Source organism: Streptomyces sp. CO7 (assembly GCF_053474865.1).
This window is the reverse complement of sequence record NZ_JBRIOU010000011.1, coordinates 13,545-28,634: the sequence shown is the minus strand read 5'-3', so window position 1 is coordinate 28,634 and position 15,090 is coordinate 13,545. Positions and strand designations below refer to the sequence as shown.

Below are 15,090 nucleotides of genomic sequence, written 5' to 3'. Positions count from 1 at the left end.
CAGGTCGCACCCTCCCGCGGGCCCAAAGGGCCCGCGGGAGGGTGCGACCTGCAGCGCGCCTCCGCGCCGCAGGGAGCCGGCCGTGGCCTGTAGGCCCGGCGAGCCCGCGGGCCCGCAAGCCCGCGGGAGGGTGCGGGTCGCGGCGTCTCCGCCGGGGTCAGGCCAGGGGCCGGGTCACCACTGCGGGGGCGCGGCCATGGAGCGGGCCAGGACGTCGTCGAGCAGCCGGGCGGTGGCCGGGACGTCGAGCTGGGAGTTGTCGATGATGGGCAGGCCCGAGCCGTACCAGCCGGCCATCCGGCCGTGGATCCGGGCGACCTCCTCGTCGGTGAGCCGCCGGTTGCCGGAGCGCTGGGCGTTGCGCTCCAGCACGACCTCCAGGCCGGGCAGCAGCACCACCGGCAGCAGGCCGGGGCCCACGTGCCGCTTCCAGCCGCCCAGGCCGACGACGGGCCGGTCGGGGAAGACGGCGTCGTCGATCACGCAGGAGATGCCGTTGGCCAGGAAGTTGCGGGCGGCGAAGCCGCAGGTGCGGCGGGCCAGGCGGTACTGGGTCTCGGACTGCTCGTTCCACCCGGTCTGCGGGTCGGCGAAGCCGGCGCGCACCCACTCGCGGACGTCGTCCAGGCTGACGTGGGCGGTGGGCACCCTGCGGTGGCCGGCCCAGTACTTGGCGACGCTGGTCTTGCCCGCCCCGGCGGGGCCGATCAGCAGCACCGCGAGGGTCGCCGTCCGGGGGTCGGGCGGCACCGGGGCCGGCGGCGCCGGGTGATGGACCCCGCCCTGGGCCAGCGGGAACCCCGGCGCGTGCACCGGGCCTCCCTGGGGCAACGGGACCTGCCCGGTCGCCTCCGGCGCCTGCCCCGCCCAGGCGGTCCGCCCGGGCCCGTGGGGCGGCGGCAGTTCGGACCCCACCGCGTGCTGCATCCCCTGCCACTCCGTCTCGTGATGGTCTCGCGTCGGTCGTGCCGACCGTACCGGCCGTCGGAACGGTACCGCCCCGCGCCGTCTGGTGGGGAACGGGCGGGGCGGCCGTAAAGTGCCCTGCGGCGGTGCGGGGCCTCGCTGTCGCTACTCGGCGACCTCGCCGTAGGCGGCGAGCAGCACGGCCGGGTCCGGGCCCTCCAGCACGGTGGGCCGGGCCAGGCCGTCCAGGACGATGAAGCGCAGCAGGTCGCCGCGGGACTTCTTGTCGACCTTCATGGTCTCCAGCAGCTTCGGCCACTGGTCGTACCGGTAGGTCAGCGGCAGGCCGAGGGAGCGCAGGATCTCGGTGTGCCGGTCGGCGGTGGCGTCGTCGAGCCGCCCGGCGACCCGGCCGAGCTCGGCGGCGAAGCGCATGCCGACGGCGACGGCCGCGCCGTGCCGCCACTTGTAGCGCTCGTTCTTCTCGATGGCGTGCGCCAGGGTGTGGCCGTAGTTCAGGATCTCCCGCAGGCCCGACTCCTTGAGGTCGGAGGAGACCACCTCGGCCTTGACCCTGATGGCGCGCTCGATCAGCTCGGCGGTGTGCGGGCCCTCGGGGCTGCGCGCGGCCTCCGGGTCGCCCTCGATGAGGTCGAGGATGACCGGGTCGGCGATGAAGCCGGCCTTGACGATCTCGGCGAGCCCGGAGACGTAGTCGTGCACCCCCAGCGAGTCCAGCGCGGCCAGGTCGCACAGGACGCCGGCCGGCGGGTGGAAGGCGCCGACCAGGTTCTTGCCCTCGGCGGTGTTGATGCCGGTCTTGCCGCCGACGGCCGCGTCGACCATGGCGAGCACGGTGGTGGGGACGGCGATCCAGCGCACGCCGCGCAGCCAGGTGGCGGCGACGAAACCGGCGAGGTCGGTGGTGGCGCCGCCGCCGACGCCGACGATGACGTCGGAGCGGGTGAAGCCGGTCTGGCCCAGCGCCTTCCAGCAGTAGGCGGCGACCTCGGCGGTCTTGGCCTCCTCGGCGTTGGGCACCTGGATGGCGACGGCCTCGTAGCCCTGCTCGGCCAGGTCGGCGCGGAGCGCGTCCCCGGTGCCGGCGAGCGCCTCGGGGTGGATCACGGCTACCCGCTTGGCCTTGTCGCCGACCAGACCGCCGAGCTCGCCGAGGAGCTGCCGGCCGACCAGGACCTCGTAGGGATCGGTGCCCGCCGTACCGGCGACCTTGATCCGGGTCACGGCCTCGCTGGTGCTCATGCTTCGTCCTCGTTCTTGCGGAGTTCCAGTGCGTCGAGGACCGCCTCGGCGACCTCTTCGGGCGTGCGCCCGTCGGTGGCGACCACCACGCGGGCCACCTCGGTGTACAGGTGGCGGCGGGCCTCCATCAGCTCACGCCACTGCTTGCGCGGGTTGACCGTGAGCAGCGGGCGGGCGACGTTCAGTCCGGTGCGCCGGACCGCCTCGTCGACGTCCATCGAGAGGTAGACGACCGGGTGTGCGGCCAGCAGGGCGCGTGAGCCGGCGTCGAGGATCGCGCCGCCGCCGAGGGCGAGGACGCCCTCGTGCTCGGCGAGCGCGGTGGCGACGGCCGCCTTCTCCAGGGCCCGGAAGTGCTCCTCGCCGTCGTCGACGAAGATCTCCGAGATGGCGCGGCCCTCGGCGGCCACGATGTCCTCGTCGGTGTCCCGGTACGCGACACCGAGCCTCTGGGCGAGCAGAGCGCCCACGGTGGACTTGCCGACGCCCATCGGACCGACCAGGACCAGCCGGGGACCCTTTCCGGCCTCGCTCATCGGACGGTCAGGCCATCGAGGTACGACCGGACGTTGCGACGGGTCTCGGGGACGCTGTCGCCACCGAACTTCTCCGCCACCGCGTCGGCCAGCACCAGCGCCACCATGGCCTCCGCGACGATGCCGGCCGCGGGCACGGCGCACACGTCGGAGCGCTGGTGGTGGGCCTGCGCGGCCTCGCCGGTGGTGACGTCGACGGTGCGCAGGGCGCGCGGGACGGTGGCGATGGGCTTCATCGCGGCCCGCACCCGCAGCAGCTCGCCGGTGGTCAGGCCGCCCTCGGTGCCGCCGGCGCGGCCGCTGGCGCGGCGGATGCCGTCCGCGGTGGGCAGGATCTCGTCGTGCGCCTGGGAGCCGGGCACGCGGGCCAGGTCGAAGCCGTCGCCGACCTCGACGCCCTTGATGGCCTGGATGCCCATCAGCGCGGCGGCCAGCCGGGCGTCCAGGCGGCGGTCCCAGTGCACGTGCGAGCCGAGGCCGACCGGCACGTCGTAGGCGAGGACCTCGACGACGCCGCCGAGGGTGTCGCCGTCCTTGTGGGCCTGGTCGATCTCGGCGACCATCCGCTTGGAGGCGTCCGCGTCGAGGCAGCGCACCGGGTCGGCGTCCAGCTTCTCGGTGTCCGCCGGGGTCGGGTACACGCCGTACGGCGCCTTGGCGGACGCCAGTTCCACGACGTGGGACACGATCTCGATGCCCGCCGTCTCCTTGAGGTAGGAGCGGGCGACGGCGCCGAGCGCGACGCGGGCGGCGGTCTCGCGGGCGGAGGCGCGCTCGAGGATCGGGCGGGCCTCGTCGAAGCCGTACTTCTGCATGCCGGCCAGGTCGGCGTGGCCCGGGCGCGGCCGGGTCAGCGGCGCGTTGCGGGCCAGCCCGGCGAGGATCTCCGGGTCGACCGGGTCGGCGGACATGACCTGTTCCCACTTGGGCCACTCGGTGTTGCCCACCATGACCGCGATCGGGGAGCCGAGGCTGAGGCCGTGGCGCACACCGCCGAGGAAGGTGACCTCGTCGCGCTCGAACTTCATCCGCGCGCCGCGGCCGTAGCCGAGGCGGCGACGGGCGAGGTGGTCGGCCACCATCTCGGTGGTGACCGGCACGCCGGCCGGAAGTCCTTCCAGCGTCGCGACGAGTGCGGGTCCGTGGGACTCCCCCGCGGTCAGCCAGCGCAACCTGCTCAACGGTGCTCCTCCTGCTCGCGCCAGTGATTCGGCGACGGCGCGCCCAGGTCCTGGCCAGGCCCGCCCTGCCCCGATCCTCCCATGCCGGGGCTCGCGCCCTGCCCACCGGTCCACCGGTCGGACACGGCGTCCCACAGGAGGAGACCGCGCGGGCGGGCGTCAGCGGGCGGCGAGTGCGCGTTCCCCGGCCTCGCGCATGGCGGCCAACGGGCCCGGGGAGCGGCCCGTCATCTGCTCGACCTGGAGGACCGCCTGGTGGACCAGGAGGTCCAGGCCGCCGACGACCGGGCCGCCGGCAGCGGACCAGCGGGCGGCCAGCGCGGTGGGCCACGGCTCGTAGAGGACGTCGAAGAGCGTGCCGGGGCGCGCAGGGACGGCCTCGGCGAGGGCGCCGGTGCTGCCGGCGGGGGTCGTGGCGATCACCAGTGGGGCGTGCAGCGCCTCGGCGGCGGCGTCCCAGGGGGCGATGCGGACGTCCGCCTTCAGGCGGGCGCCCCACTCGCGCATCTCGGCGGCGCGGGCCTCGCTGCGGACGTACACCGTGATCTCGCCGTCGCAGATCCGGGTCAGCGCGGCCAGCGCGGAGGAGGCGGTGGCACCGGCGCCGAGGACGGCGGCCGTCTCCACCTTCTCGACGCCGCGCTCGCGCAGGGCGGCGACCATCCCGGGGATGTCGGTGTTGTCGCCGACGCGGCGGCCGTCCTCGGTGAACACGACCGTGTTGACCGCCTCCACAGAGGCGGCGGTCTCGGTCACCGAGTCGAGCAGCGGGATGACCGCCCGCTTGAGCGGCATGGTCAGCGAGAGCCCGGCCCACTCCGGGCCGAGGCCCTCCACGAAACCGGGGAGGGCGGCCTCGTCGACCTCGAACCGGTCGTACGTCCAGCCGTCCAGCCCGAGGGCCGCGTAGGCGGCCCGGTGCAGCTCGGGCGAGAGGGAGTGGGCGATGGGCGAGCCGAGCACGGCGGCGCGGCGGGCCTCGTCGGTCATTGGCCTTCCTTGAGGCTTTCCTGGAACTGCTTCTCGTACCTCTGGTGCTCCTCGAGCGTCCTGGTGAACTTCGTCTCGCCGTCGAGGGACACGAAGAAGTACCAGCCCTTGTCCGTCGGGGACATGGCCCCTTCGAGCGCTTCCTCGCCGGGGTTGCCGATCGGACCCGGTACCAGACCCCGCACGTAGTGCGTGTTGTACGGGTGGTCGGTGTTACGGAGTTCGTCCCGGCTGATGTCCAGTTCGCTCTGGTTCTTGAAGTAGTTGAACGTGGAGTCGAACTCGAGGCGACCGGCGGTCTGCGTGTTCTGCGGCGAGAGACGGTTGTAGATGACCTCGGCCATCTGACTGAAGTCCTCCTTGTGGAGGCCCTCGGCCTGCACAAGGCTGGCGACGGTCACCAGCTGGAGCGGGCTGTCCAGACCGAACTTCTTGTACTTGGTCTCGATCCCGTGCTTCTCGTAGATCTCGACGGACCGCTTGACCATGTCCTTGAGGAGATCCTCGGGCTTGGTGTCCTCCGAGGCCGGGTACGTCGCCGGGAACAGGAAACCCTCCAGCGGGTCCTTTATGTCCTCGTTGTCGTTGGCCCACTCGGGCAGGCCCAGCTCGTCGTACTTCTTCTCGGCGATCTTCGCGGTCGTCCCGGCGTCCAGCTTGAGCTTCTTGTCGATCGCCTTGTAGATGTTGGCGTTCCGCATGCCCTCGGTGACGACGACGCCCTTCGCCCCGCTCTTCTTCGGGTCGAGGAGCCACTCCACGGCGGACTCGGCGGACATCTCCTCCTCCAGCTGGTACGCACCGGCCTGGAGGTCGCCGCCGTTCTCGGTGAGGGCGGCGACGAAGCCGTCGACGCTCTTGACGACGCCCTTCTTCTTGAGGATCTGTCCGACCTGGGCGCCGGAGGAGCCGGGCGGGATGGTGACGGACACGACCTGCCCGTTGCCGTCCCCCGAGAAGTCCGGGGCGGCGGCGAAACGTTCCTGGTAGAGGTAGTAGCCCCCGCCGACGACCAGCGCGCCTACCACCAGCAGGGCGATCAGGCAGCCGCCGCGGCCTCTGCGGCCCTCCTCGCGGTCGTCACGGTCGCCGCCGCGCCCTCTCCGCTCGGACCGGCCGCCGCGCCCGCGGCTCTCACGGCGGTCGCGGGGGGCCTCGTCGTCGTCCTCGTCGTCCCGGCCGGTGAAGAAGGGGTGCTGCTCCTCCTGCGGCTCGGCGTCCCACTCGTTGCGGCCCTGGTCGTGCCCGGGGCCCTGCTGCTGGGGCTGCTGAGGCTGCTGGGGGTAGCCGCTCTGCGCGTAGCCGTCGTCGTACTGCTGCTGGTGCTGCTGGTGCGCCTGCGGCTGGTGGTGCTGCTGGGCGTAGGGGTCGTGGCCCTGTCCGTACTGCTGCTGCTGACCAGTGCCCCAGTCGCCGCCGTACTGCTGCTGCCCGTAGCCGTCGCCGTGCTGCGGCTGCCCGTAGCCGTCGCCGTACTGCTGCTGCCCGTCACCGTACTGCTGCTGGTGCTGCTGCCCGTCGCCGTACTGCTGCTGCCCGTACGGATCGTGCTGCGGCTGGCCGCCGTAGGGGTCCTGCTGCCCCTGGGCGTGCTGCTGCCCCTGGGGGTACTGGCCCTCCCATCCGCCGTCCCCGTAGTACGGGTCACCCGGATGCCACGGTTCGGAGCCTTGGCCCCGGCCATACTCAGTCATCGATCCCCTAGAGCCGCGAAGCGGTGTCTCTGCCGGCGCCGGTCGGGCACGGAGCCGCGCCGCCTCTCATCGTGCGACGGCATTCGAACGTGCGCCGCATCGCGCGGAACGTTACCGTACCGCGATCAGCCCGCCACCTCGACTGCTTCCCCTGGAGCAGCGCCGGACACCCGTTCGGACTCCAGCGCCTGCTGCAGGATGATCACGGCCGCGGCCTGGTCGATCACGGAGCGTCCCTTCTTGGACCGCACGCCCGAGGCGCGCAGCCCCTGGCTCGCCGTGACCGTGGTCATCCGCTCGTCGACCAGCCGCACCGGGACGGGGGCGATCCGTGCGGCGAACTCCTGCGTGAAGCCGCGCACCTTGACGGCCGCGGGTCCTTCCCCGCCCTTGAGGGAGCGGGGAAGGCCGACCACGACCTCGATCGGCTCGTACTCCTCGACGAGCTGCGCGAGGCGCCGCTGCGCCGCCGGGACGTCCCGTCCGGGCACGGTCTCCACCGGTGTGGCGAGAATCCCGTCGGGGTCGCACGAGGCGACCCCGATCCGGGCGTCCCCGACGTCGACGGCCAGTCGGCGTCCTCTGCGCATGTGATCGATTCCCTCTCAGGAGTTACTTGGCCGTGTCGGCCACGAGGCGCTCGACGGCGTCCACGGCCTCGCCGATGGCGGCCGGGTTCTGGCCGCCGCCCTGGGCGACGTCCGGCTTGCCGCCACCGCCGCCGCCGAGGGTCTTGGCGGCGGCCCGGACCAGGTCACCGGCCTTGAGACCGCGGTCGCGGGCGGCGTCGTTGGTGGCGATCACCGTGAGCGGCTTGCCGTTCACCGTGGTGAACAGGGCCACCACGGCGGCCCGGCCGCCCTGGATGCGGCCGCGCACGTCGAGGACCAGCTTGCGCAGGTCGTCGGCGGTGGTGCCGTCCGGCACCTGGCCGGTGACCAGGGCCACGCCGCGGACGTCCTTGGCGGACCCGGCGAGACCGGCGGCGGCCTGCAGCACCTTCTCGGCGCGGAACTTCTCGATCTCCTTCTCGGCGTCCTTCAGCTTGCCGAGCATGGCGGCGACCTTCTCCGGCAGCTCCTCCGAGCGGCCCTTGAGCAGCTCGGTGAGCTGGTTGACCACCGTGTGCTCGCGGGCCAGGAAGTTGTACGCGTCGACGCCGACCAGGGCCTCGATGCGGCGCACGCCGGAGCCGATGGACGACTCACCGAGCAGCTTCACCAGACCCAGCTGGGCGGTGCTGTGGACGTGCGTGCCGCCGCACAGCTCCTTGGAGAAGTCGCCGATGGTGACCACGCGGACCCGCTCGCCGTACTTCTCGCCGAACTCGGCGATGGCGCCCTGCTTCTTGGCCTCGTCGATGCTCATGACGTCGGCGCGCACGTCGAGGTCGCGGGAGAGAACCTCGTTGATCTTCTGCTCGACGTCGGTCATCACGGCCGTCGGGACGGCGGCCGGGGAGCCGAAGTCGAAGCGGAAGCGGCCCGGCTGGTTCTCCGAGCCGGCCTGGGCGGCCGTCGGGCCGAGGGCGTCGCGCAGGGCCTGGTGGGTGAGGTGGGTGGCCGAGTGGGCGCGGGCGATGGCGGTGCGACGGCGGTGGTCGATGGAGGCCTCGGCCTTGGAGCCGAGGGTCACCTCGCCGACCTGGACGACGCCCTTGTGGACGTAGACGCCCGGCACCGGCTTCTGGCAGTCGCGGATCTCGATCACGGCGCCGGAGTCGGCCTTGATCCGGCCGGTGTCGCCGATCTGGCCGCCGCCCTCGGCGTAGAACGGGGTGCGGTCCAGGACGATCTCGACCTCGTCGCCCTCGCGGGCGGCCGGGGAGGAGACGCCGTCGACCAGGATGCCGACGACGGTGGACTCGCCCTCGGTGTGGGAGTAGCCGATGAACTCGGTCTCGCCGGCGGTGTCGGCGATCTCGCGGTAGGCGCCGAGCGAGGCGTGGCCGGTCTTCTTGGCCTGGGCGTCGGCCTTGGCGCGCTCCCGCTGCTCCTTCATCAGGCGGCGGAAGCCGTCCTCGTCCACCGACAGGCCCTGCTCGGCGGCCATCTCGAGGGTGAGGTCGATCGGGAAGCCCCAGGTGTCGTGGAGCAGGAACGCCTTGTCGCCGGCGAGGACCTTGCCGCCGGCGGCCTTGGTCTCGGTGACGGCGGTGTCGAGGATGTTGGTGCCGGCCTTCAGCGTCTTGAGGAAGGCGTTCTCCTCGGCGACGGCGACCTTCTCGATGCGCTCGCGGTCGGTGACCAGCTCGGGGTACTGCTGGCCCATCATGGCGATGACGACGTCGATGAGGTCCTTGACCACCGGGCCGGTGGCGCCGAGCAGGCGCATGTTGCGGATGGCGCGGCGCATGATGCGGCGCAGCACGTAACCGCGGCCCTCGTTGCCGGGGGTGACGCCGTCGCCGATGAGCATCACCGAGGTGCGCATGTGGTCGGTGACCACGCGCAGCGAGACGTCGGAGGAGGCGGCGTCGCCGTAGCGGACGCCGGTCAGTTCGGTGGCCTTGTCGATGACGGCCATCGAGGTGTCGATCTCGTACATGTTCTGCACGCCCTGCAGAATCATGGCGAGCCGCTCGAGGCCGAGACCGGTGTCGATGTTCTTGCTCGGCAGGTCCCCGAGGATCTCGAAGTCGTCCTTGCCGGTGCCCTCGCCCCGCTCGAACTGCATGAAGACCAGGTTCCAGATCTCCACGTAGCGCTCGTCGTTGACGGCGGGGCCGCCCTCGACGCCGAACTCGGGGCCGCGGTCGTAGTTGATCTCGGAGCACGGGCCGCACGGGCCGGGGACGCCCATGGACCAGAAGTTGTCCTTCTTGCCCAGGCGCTGGATCCGCTCGGCGGGCACGCCGACGACGTCGCGCCAGATCTGCTCGGCCTCGTCGTCGTCCTGGTAGACGGTGATCCAGAGCTTCTCGGGCTCCAGGCCGTAACCGCCCTTGTCCTGGGGGCCGGTGAGCAGCTCCCAGGCGAGCTTGATGGCGCCTTCCTTGAAGTAGTCGCCGAAGGAGAAGTTGCCGCACATCTGGAAGAACGTGCCGTGCCGGGTGGTCTTGCCGACCTCCTCGATGTCCGGCGTGCGCACGCACTTCTGCACGCTGGTGGCGCGCGGGTACGGCGGCTTGACCTCGCCCAGGAAGTAGGGCTTGAAGGGCACCATGCCGGCCGGGACGAGCAGCAGAGTCGGGTCGTCCGCGATGAGCGACGCCGAAGGGACGACGGTGTGCCCGCGCTCCTCGAAGAAGCTCAGCCAGCGGCGGCGGATCTCGGCCGACTCCATCAGTGGTCCTCATTCCGGTTGTACGAGTACGTGTCGACGTACTTCTCGTTGCTGCGGTGGGTGGTGCCGTGGCGGTGGTCCGCGGCGGCGATCGGCCGCGCGGTGGTGCGCCCAGGCTCCAGGGCGGCCGGGCGGGACCCGTCGTCGGCGGCGCGCAGTCCGAGCGCCTCGCCGAGTTCGGCCTCGCGCGCGGCCATGTTGTCGCGCACGTCGAGTGCGAAGTCCTTCAGCCGGTGGCCCGCCTCGAGTGCCTTGTTCGCCGCCTGCGCGGCGAGGCTCTCCGGGGTGAGCTGTTTCAGCTTGCGGTTGACCTTGGTGGTGGCCCACACGCCGGCGGCTGCGCCGGCGGAGAACCAGAAGGCTCGACGGAACATCGGTGGTTCAGTCCCTACTTCCGCTTCGTCCGGCTGGCCCGGCCCTCGGCCGGGAGGGTTCGGCCCACGATCACGGTGCGCCGGGGTTCGCGCGACGCCCCGGGTGCGGCGTCGCCCCGGCCGAGCGCGCGACGCACGCCGTAGCCGAACGCCGCGACCTTCACCAGGGGGCCGCCGAAGGTGGAGGCGACGGTCGTCGACAGCGCGGACGCGTTCGACGTGACCTCCTGGACGTCCGATGCGATGGCGTCGACCCGGTCGATCTGGGTCTGCGCGGAGCGCACGGCGTCGGAGGCGTCGGCGAGCAGCGGGACGGCCTGTTCGGTCACGTCCGCCACCAGCTTGGTCGTCGCCCTGAGCGTCTGGGCCAGTCTCGCCAGTGCGACGGCGAGGAAGGACACCAGGATGGCCCAGAAGACGGCCACCAGGATTCCGGCCACCTCTCCACCGGACACTGCGCACCCGCTCCCTGACATCGGAAAAGTCGTGCCCCGAGCCTATCGCGCCACGGGCCGCGCCCTGTACCGGATTCCGCGCGCCACGGCAGGGCCGGGGCCGGGGCCGCGCGGGGGCGGCCGCTCCCGGGAACGGCGACGGCCCGCCGGTCGTGCCGGGGAAGGCACGACCGGCGGGCCGAGGCGCGCGGTGTTCTTACGTCGGCCGAAGGATCAGCGGGCGTAGTACTCGACGACGAGCTGCTCGTCGCAGATCACCGGGATCTCCTTGCGGTTCGGCTCGCGGTCCAGGCGGAACGCCAGGGCCTTGAGGTTCACCTGCAGGTAGCGCGGGGTCTCGCCGTCGGGGGCGAAGCCACCCTCGCGGGCGACCTGGAACAGCGTCTTGTCCTTGGAGCGGTCGCGGACTTGCACGACGTCGTCCGGACGGACACGGAAGGACGGCTTGTCGACCTTCTGGCCGTTGACCTGGATGTGGCCGTGGACGACCATCTGGCGGGCCTGGTAGATCGTGCGGGCGATGCCCGAACGCAGGACCAGCGCGTCGAGACGGCGCTCGAGCTCGATGATCAGGGCCTCACCGGTCTTGCCCTGCACCTTGGAGGCACGCTCGTAGGCGCGGACGAGCTGACGCTCGGACACGTCGTACTGCGCGCGCAGACGCTGCTTCTCGAGCAGACGGACCTTGTAGTCCGAGTTCTGCTTGCGGCCGCGACCGTGCTCACCCGGCGGGTAGGGGCGGGCCTCGAAGTACTTGACGGCCTTCGGGGTCAGCGCGATGCCGAGGGCACGCGACTTCTTGACCTTGGGGCGGGACTGGTTCGCCATGGAACCGACACCTCATATTTCTGTGTGAATACGGCTCACCAGGGTTAGGGGAGGTCGCATCCGCAGCCCGGGAAACCCGTCCGGTTCCGAGGAACCCGGCGGGCAGCCGCTCCCAGGTCTGGGCACATACGTGCAGCACGCGAGTGGCCCACCGACCGGTCACCCCGGGCGCGTGGACCGGGGGGCGGTGGTGGGCTGCCCGCGACACCTTCGACGGTGCGCGACGCTCCTGGATCCCCGGGCCTCGCGGCACGGGGTTCCGGCTGGATGTCCCGCCTGGTGCGGTCCGCCGGGGCGGACTACGGGACGCAGCACTTCGGGCAATGCTACAGGGGCCGCGGCGGTGCTCCGCACACGGGCGGGCCGGGGCCCGGAGCAGCCCGGGTCCCGCGGCCCTCGCCGGCTCTCAGGACCGCCGGCGGCCGAGGTTCTTGCGCGTCCACTCCACGGCGTCGGCGTACCGCGCCTCGGCGCCGTGCCGGGTGGGCGTGTAGTACTCGCGGTCCTTGATCGCGTCCGGCGCGTACTGCTGGGCGGCGATGCCCTCGGGCAGGTCGTGCGGGTAGACGTACCCCTTGGCGTGCCCCAGCTTGGCGGCGCCCTGGTAGTGCCCGTCCCGCAGGTGCGTGGGGACCGGGCCGGCCAGGCCCTTGCGGACGTCCTCCAGCGCGGCCCCGATCGCGGTCGTGGCGGCGTTGGACTTGGGGGCCAAGGCCAGCGCGATGGTGGCGTGGCTCAGGGTGAGGGCGGCCTCGGGGAAGCCGATCATGGCGACCGCCTGCGCGGCGGCGACCGCGACGGACAGGGCGTTGGGGTCGGCGAGACCGATGTCCTCGCTGGCGGAGATCATCAGCCGCCGGGCGATGAAGCGGGGGTCCTCCCCCGCGTCGATCATGCGGGCCAGGTAGTGCAGCGCGGCGTCCACGTCGGAGCCGCGGATGGACTTGATCAGCGCGCTGGCCACGTCGTAGTGCTGGTCGCCGTCCTTGTCGTAGCGGACGGCGGCGCGGGCGACGGAGTCCTCGAGGGTCTCCAGCGTGATGGCGTCCTCGCCCTTGGCCAGCGCGGAGCCCGCGCCCGCCTCCAGGGCGGTCAGCGCGCGGCGGGCGTCGCCGCCTGCGATCCGCAGCAGGTGCTCCTCGGAGTCCTCCGGCAGCTCCACCGAGCCGCCGAGCCCGCGTTCGTCGCTCACCGCGCGGCGCAGCAGCCCGCGCAGGTCGTCGTCGGTGAGCGGCTCCAGGGTGAGCAGCAGGGAGCGCGAGAGCAGCGGCGAGATCACGGAGAAGTAGGGGTTCTCGGTGGTCGCGGCGATCAGGGTGACCCAGCGGTTCTCCACCGCGGGGAGCAGGGAGTCCTGCTGGGCCTTGCTGAAGCGGTGGATCTCGTCCAGGAAGAGGACGGTCTCCTTGCCGAAGCCCCCGGTGGCGCGGCGGGCGCCGTCGATGACCGCCCGGACCTCCTTGACGCCGGCGGTGATGGCGGAGAGCTCCACGAACCGCTTGTCGGTGGCCTTGGAGATGACATAGGCCAGGGTGGTCTTGCCGGTGCCGGGCGGTCCCCACAGGATCACCGAGGAGGGCCCGGCCGGACCGGAGGCCCCCTCGCCGACGAGACGGCGCAACGGGGAGCCGGGCTTCAGCAGGTGCCGCTGGCCGAACACCTCGTCGACCGTGCGCGGACGCATCCGGACCGCCAGCGGGCTGGCGGCCGGGTCCTTCTCCTGGCGTTCTTCGGCTGCGGCGGTGAACAGGTCGGGCTCCACACAAAAACCCTAAGCCACCGCTCGGACAGCGCGGGCCCGGAGTCCGGGCCCCGGGGCGTCAGGCCCAGAGGTTGGCGCCCCAGCGGGTCACGATCAGGATCGCGATGATGCCGATGTGCAGCACCGGAAGCGCCCAGGTGAACTCGGAGAAGAAGGTGCGCAGGGGCTTGGGGGCGGGCAGGAAGCCGTGCCGGACGTTGAACGAGGTCACGTACCAGAACATGAGGATCGTCACGGTCCAGGCGAGCATGCACCACAGGCAGAGGCGGTTGATCTCGTACAGCGACTGGATCATCAGCCAGGTGCAGAAGCCCACCCCGAAGAGCGTGCCGGCGTTGAAGGTGAGCCAGTACCAGCGGGGGAAGCGGGCGCCGGAGAGCACGCTCACGCCCACGCAGACGACGATGCTGTAGGTGACCAGCCCGAGCAGCGGGTTGGGGAAGCCGAACACCGCCGCCTGGTCGCTCTCCATGATGCTCTTGCAGGAGAAGATCGGGTTCAGGCTGCAGGCCGGCAGGAAGTCCGGGTCCTCGAGGATGCGGAACTTGTCCATCGTGATGATGCCGGAGGCGAAGACGCCGAGCAGACCGGTGATCACCAGCAGCAGCCCGAAGCCCCGGCTGCCGCCCTCGCGACGCGGGCTGTCGTCGCCGGTCCTGGGCGCCGGTACGTCCACTCTCGTCATGCTGCTCATCACACCGATCCCTTGTTGTGGCAGGGGTTGAAGAAGAGGCTGGGGCACGGCCAATTGTGCCGCAGTCTGCCGCCTCCACCGTTCGACGGACATAAAAAGGGCCGCCCGGTGGTACCGACGGCCCCCGGCACACGGGACGCTCGACCCATGAACGCACATATGGACGAACCCGCGGTCGAGGTGCGCGGATTGCTCAAGCGTTACGGGGAGAACACGGCGGTCGACGGCCTGGACCTGATGGTCCGGCGCGGGGAGGTCTGCGGACTGCTGGGGCCCAACGGGGCCGGCAAGACCACCACGGTGGAGATCCTGCAGGGCTACCGCGACCGCGACGCGGGCGAGGTGCGGGTCCTGGGCGAGGATCCCGCCCGGGCCCCGCGGTCCTGGCGGGCGAGGGTGGGGATCGTCTGGCAGGACGAATCGGCTCCCGCGGAGTTGACGGTGCGCGAGACCGTGCGCCACTTCGCCCGCTACTACCCGCGCCCCGCCGACCCGGACGAGGTGATGGAGCTGGTGGGCCTGTCCGGGAAGGCCGGCGCCCGGGTCAAGTCGCTCTCCGGCGGCCAGCGGCGCCGGCTGGACGTCGCCCTGGGCATCGTCGGCGGGCCGGAGCTGCTCCTGCTGGACGAGCCTGCCCGATGCCGCCAAGGTGCTGGAGCCCGCGGGCGACTGGGAGTTCGGGCGGGTGGTCCTGGTCCTGGCCGCCTGGTGCGTGGGCGGACTGCTGCTCTGCCTGACCACCTTCCGGTGGAAGTCCAGGACCGACGGGTGAGCGGCGCGCTGCCGGCGGTACGGGGCGGCGTGCCGTGGGTGGGCAGCTCCCGCTTCTGGCGGGTCCACCACGCGGTGGTGTGGGCGGTCACTCTCGCCCTGGTGCTGGTCGGCGGTCCGCTGACCGGGGTGGCCCGGCCGCCACGCTCAACGGCGAGGCGCGCACCCTGGCCTTCGCGCTCATCCCGCAGTGCTTCACCGCCCTGCCGCTGCCGCGGGCGGCGGTGGCGGCGGCCGTGATCAGCCTGGTGCCGGTGACGGGCTGGGCGCTGGCCTCCCGGCCCACCCCGTCCACGCTCTACAGGACTGACGCCGCGCCCGCCCGGTACCCGCCCGGGGCGGACACGGAAC

14 protein-coding genes are annotated in these 15,090 nt (G+C 72.2%); 1 reads left to right on the top strand and 13 read right to left on the bottom strand.

The features are described 5' to 3' along the window. Positions 1–174: 174 nt before the first annotated feature. From ACOV8S_RS29195 to ACOV8S_RS29135, 13 genes are all read right to left on the bottom strand, one after another. Positions 175–927, bottom strand: coding sequence for an AAA family ATPase (locus tag ACOV8S_RS29195; protein ID WP_448321497.1), 753 nt, complete (start codon positions 925–927; stop codon positions 175–177). A 144-nt stretch (positions 928–1,071) separates the two neighbouring features. Then, a complete protein-coding gene (aroB, locus tag ACOV8S_RS29190) occupies positions 1,072–2,169 on the bottom strand; it encodes a 3-dehydroquinate synthase (RefSeq protein WP_448321496.1) in 1,098 nt (365 codons plus the stop codon). Beyond that, positions 2,166–2,705, bottom strand: coding sequence for a shikimate kinase (locus ACOV8S_RS29185; RefSeq protein WP_448321495.1), 540 nt, complete (start codon positions 2,703–2,705; stop codon positions 2,166–2,168). Before ACOV8S_RS29185 ends, aroB begins: the two co-directional genes overlap by 4 nt. Further along, entirely contained in the window at positions 2,702–3,886 is a 1,185-nt protein-coding gene (gene aroC / locus ACOV8S_RS29180; protein ID WP_448321494.1) for a chorismate synthase, read from the bottom strand. The genes ACOV8S_RS29185 and aroC overlap by 4 nt, the downstream gene beginning before the upstream one ends. Before the next feature lie 159 nt (positions 3,887–4,045). After that, positions 4,046–4,876: a shikimate dehydrogenase gene (locus tag ACOV8S_RS29175; protein WP_448321493.1), complete on the bottom strand. Its 831-nt coding sequence runs from the start codon at positions 4,874–4,876 to the stop codon at positions 4,046–4,048. Continuing rightward, a complete protein-coding gene (gene mltG / locus ACOV8S_RS29170; RefSeq protein ID WP_448321492.1) occupies positions 4,873–6,570 on the bottom strand; it encodes an endolytic transglycosylase MltG in 1,698 nt (565 codons plus the stop codon). The genes ACOV8S_RS29175 and mltG overlap by 4 nt, the downstream gene beginning before the upstream one ends. Positions 6,571–6,695: 125 nt before the next feature. Continuing rightward, complete coding sequence (ruvX, locus tag ACOV8S_RS29165) at positions 6,696–7,160, bottom strand: Holliday junction resolvase RuvX (protein WP_351112219.1); 465 nt, start codon at positions 7,158–7,160, stop codon at positions 6,696–6,698. A gap of 22 nt (positions 7,161–7,182) precedes the next feature. Continuing rightward, on the bottom strand, positions 7,183–9,855 hold the full coding sequence (gene alaS, locus ACOV8S_RS29160) for an alanine--tRNA ligase (protein ID WP_448321491.1): 2,673 nt from the start codon (positions 9,853–9,855) through the stop codon (positions 7,183–7,185). Further along, the gene (locus ACOV8S_RS29155; RefSeq protein ID WP_448321490.1) at positions 9,855–10,229 is read right to left on the bottom strand and encodes a hypothetical protein; all 375 of its coding nucleotides are present in this window, start codon (positions 10,227–10,229) and stop codon (positions 9,855–9,857) included. Before ACOV8S_RS29155 ends, alaS begins: the two co-directional genes overlap by 1 nt. Before the next feature lie 14 nt (positions 10,230–10,243). Continuing rightward, complete coding sequence (locus ACOV8S_RS29150) at positions 10,244–10,684, bottom strand: DUF948 domain-containing protein (RefSeq protein ID WP_448321489.1); 441 nt, start codon at positions 10,682–10,684, stop codon at positions 10,244–10,246. A 213-nt stretch (positions 10,685–10,897) separates the two neighbouring features. Next, complete coding sequence (gene rpsD / locus ACOV8S_RS29145) at positions 10,898–11,512, bottom strand: 30S ribosomal protein S4 (protein ID WP_108957064.1); 615 nt, start codon at positions 11,510–11,512, stop codon at positions 10,898–10,900. Between the two features lie 406 nt (positions 11,513–11,918). Continuing rightward, positions 11,919–13,274 carry a replication-associated recombination protein A gene (locus ACOV8S_RS29140; RefSeq protein ID WP_448321488.1) on the bottom strand — a complete coding sequence of 452 codons (1,356 nt, stop codon included), beginning with the start codon at positions 13,272–13,274 and terminating at the stop codon, positions 11,919–11,921. Between the two features lie 58 nt (positions 13,275–13,332). Continuing rightward, the gene (locus tag ACOV8S_RS29135) at positions 13,333–13,968 is read right to left on the bottom strand and encodes a vitamin K epoxide reductase family protein (protein ID WP_448321487.1); all 636 of its coding nucleotides are present in this window, start codon (positions 13,966–13,968) and stop codon (positions 13,333–13,335) included. A gap of 147 nt (positions 13,969–14,115) precedes the next feature. On the opposite strand from ACOV8S_RS29135, the gene ACOV8S_RS29130 reads away from it, so the two are divergent. Then, positions 14,116–14,979: an ABC transporter ATP-binding protein gene (locus ACOV8S_RS29130; protein ID WP_448321486.1), complete on the top strand. Its 864-nt coding sequence runs from the start codon at positions 14,116–14,118 to the stop codon at positions 14,977–14,979. Positions 14,980–15,090 lie beyond the last annotated feature (111 nt).

Bases quoted from the DNA above. Each gene is read 5' to 3' on its own strand.
- ACOV8S_RS29195 (WP_448321497.1), bottom strand. From the start codon at position 927: ATGCAGCACGCGGTGGGGTCCGAACTGCCGCCGCCCCACGGGCCCGGG.
- ACOV8S_RS29175 (WP_448321493.1), bottom strand. From the start codon at position 4,876: ATGACCGACGAGGCCCGCCGCGCCGCCGTGCTCGGCTCGCCCATCGCC.
- alaS (WP_448321491.1), bottom strand. From the start codon at position 9,855: ATGGAGTCGGCCGAGATCCGCCGCCGCTGGCTGAGCTTCTTCGAGGAG.
- ACOV8S_RS29185 (WP_448321495.1), bottom strand. From the start codon at position 2,705: ATGAGCGAGGCCGGAAAGGGTCCCCGGCTGGTCCTGGTCGGTCCGATG.
- rpsD (WP_108957064.1), bottom strand. From the start codon at position 11,512: ATGGCGAACCAGTCCCGCCCCAAGGTCAAGAAGTCGCGTGCCCTCGGC.
- ruvX (WP_351112219.1), bottom strand. From the start codon at position 7,160: ATGCGCAGAGGACGCCGACTGGCCGTCGACGTCGGGGACGCCCGGATC.
- aroB (WP_448321496.1), bottom strand. From the start codon at position 2,169: ATGAGCACCAGCGAGGCCGTGACCCGGATCAAGGTCGCCGGTACGGCG.
- mltG (WP_448321492.1), bottom strand. From the start codon at position 6,570: ATGACTGAGTATGGCCGGGGCCAAGGCTCCGAACCGTGGCATCCGGGT.
- ACOV8S_RS29130 (WP_448321486.1), top strand. From the start codon at position 14,116: ATGAACGCACATATGGACGAACCCGCGGTCGAGGTGCGCGGATTGCTC.
- ACOV8S_RS29135 (WP_448321487.1), bottom strand. From the start codon at position 13,968: ATGAGCAGCATGACGAGAGTGGACGTACCGGCGCCCAGGACCGGCGAC.
- ACOV8S_RS29155 (WP_448321490.1), bottom strand. From the start codon at position 10,229: ATGTTCCGTCGAGCCTTCTGGTTCTCCGCCGGCGCAGCCGCCGGCGTG.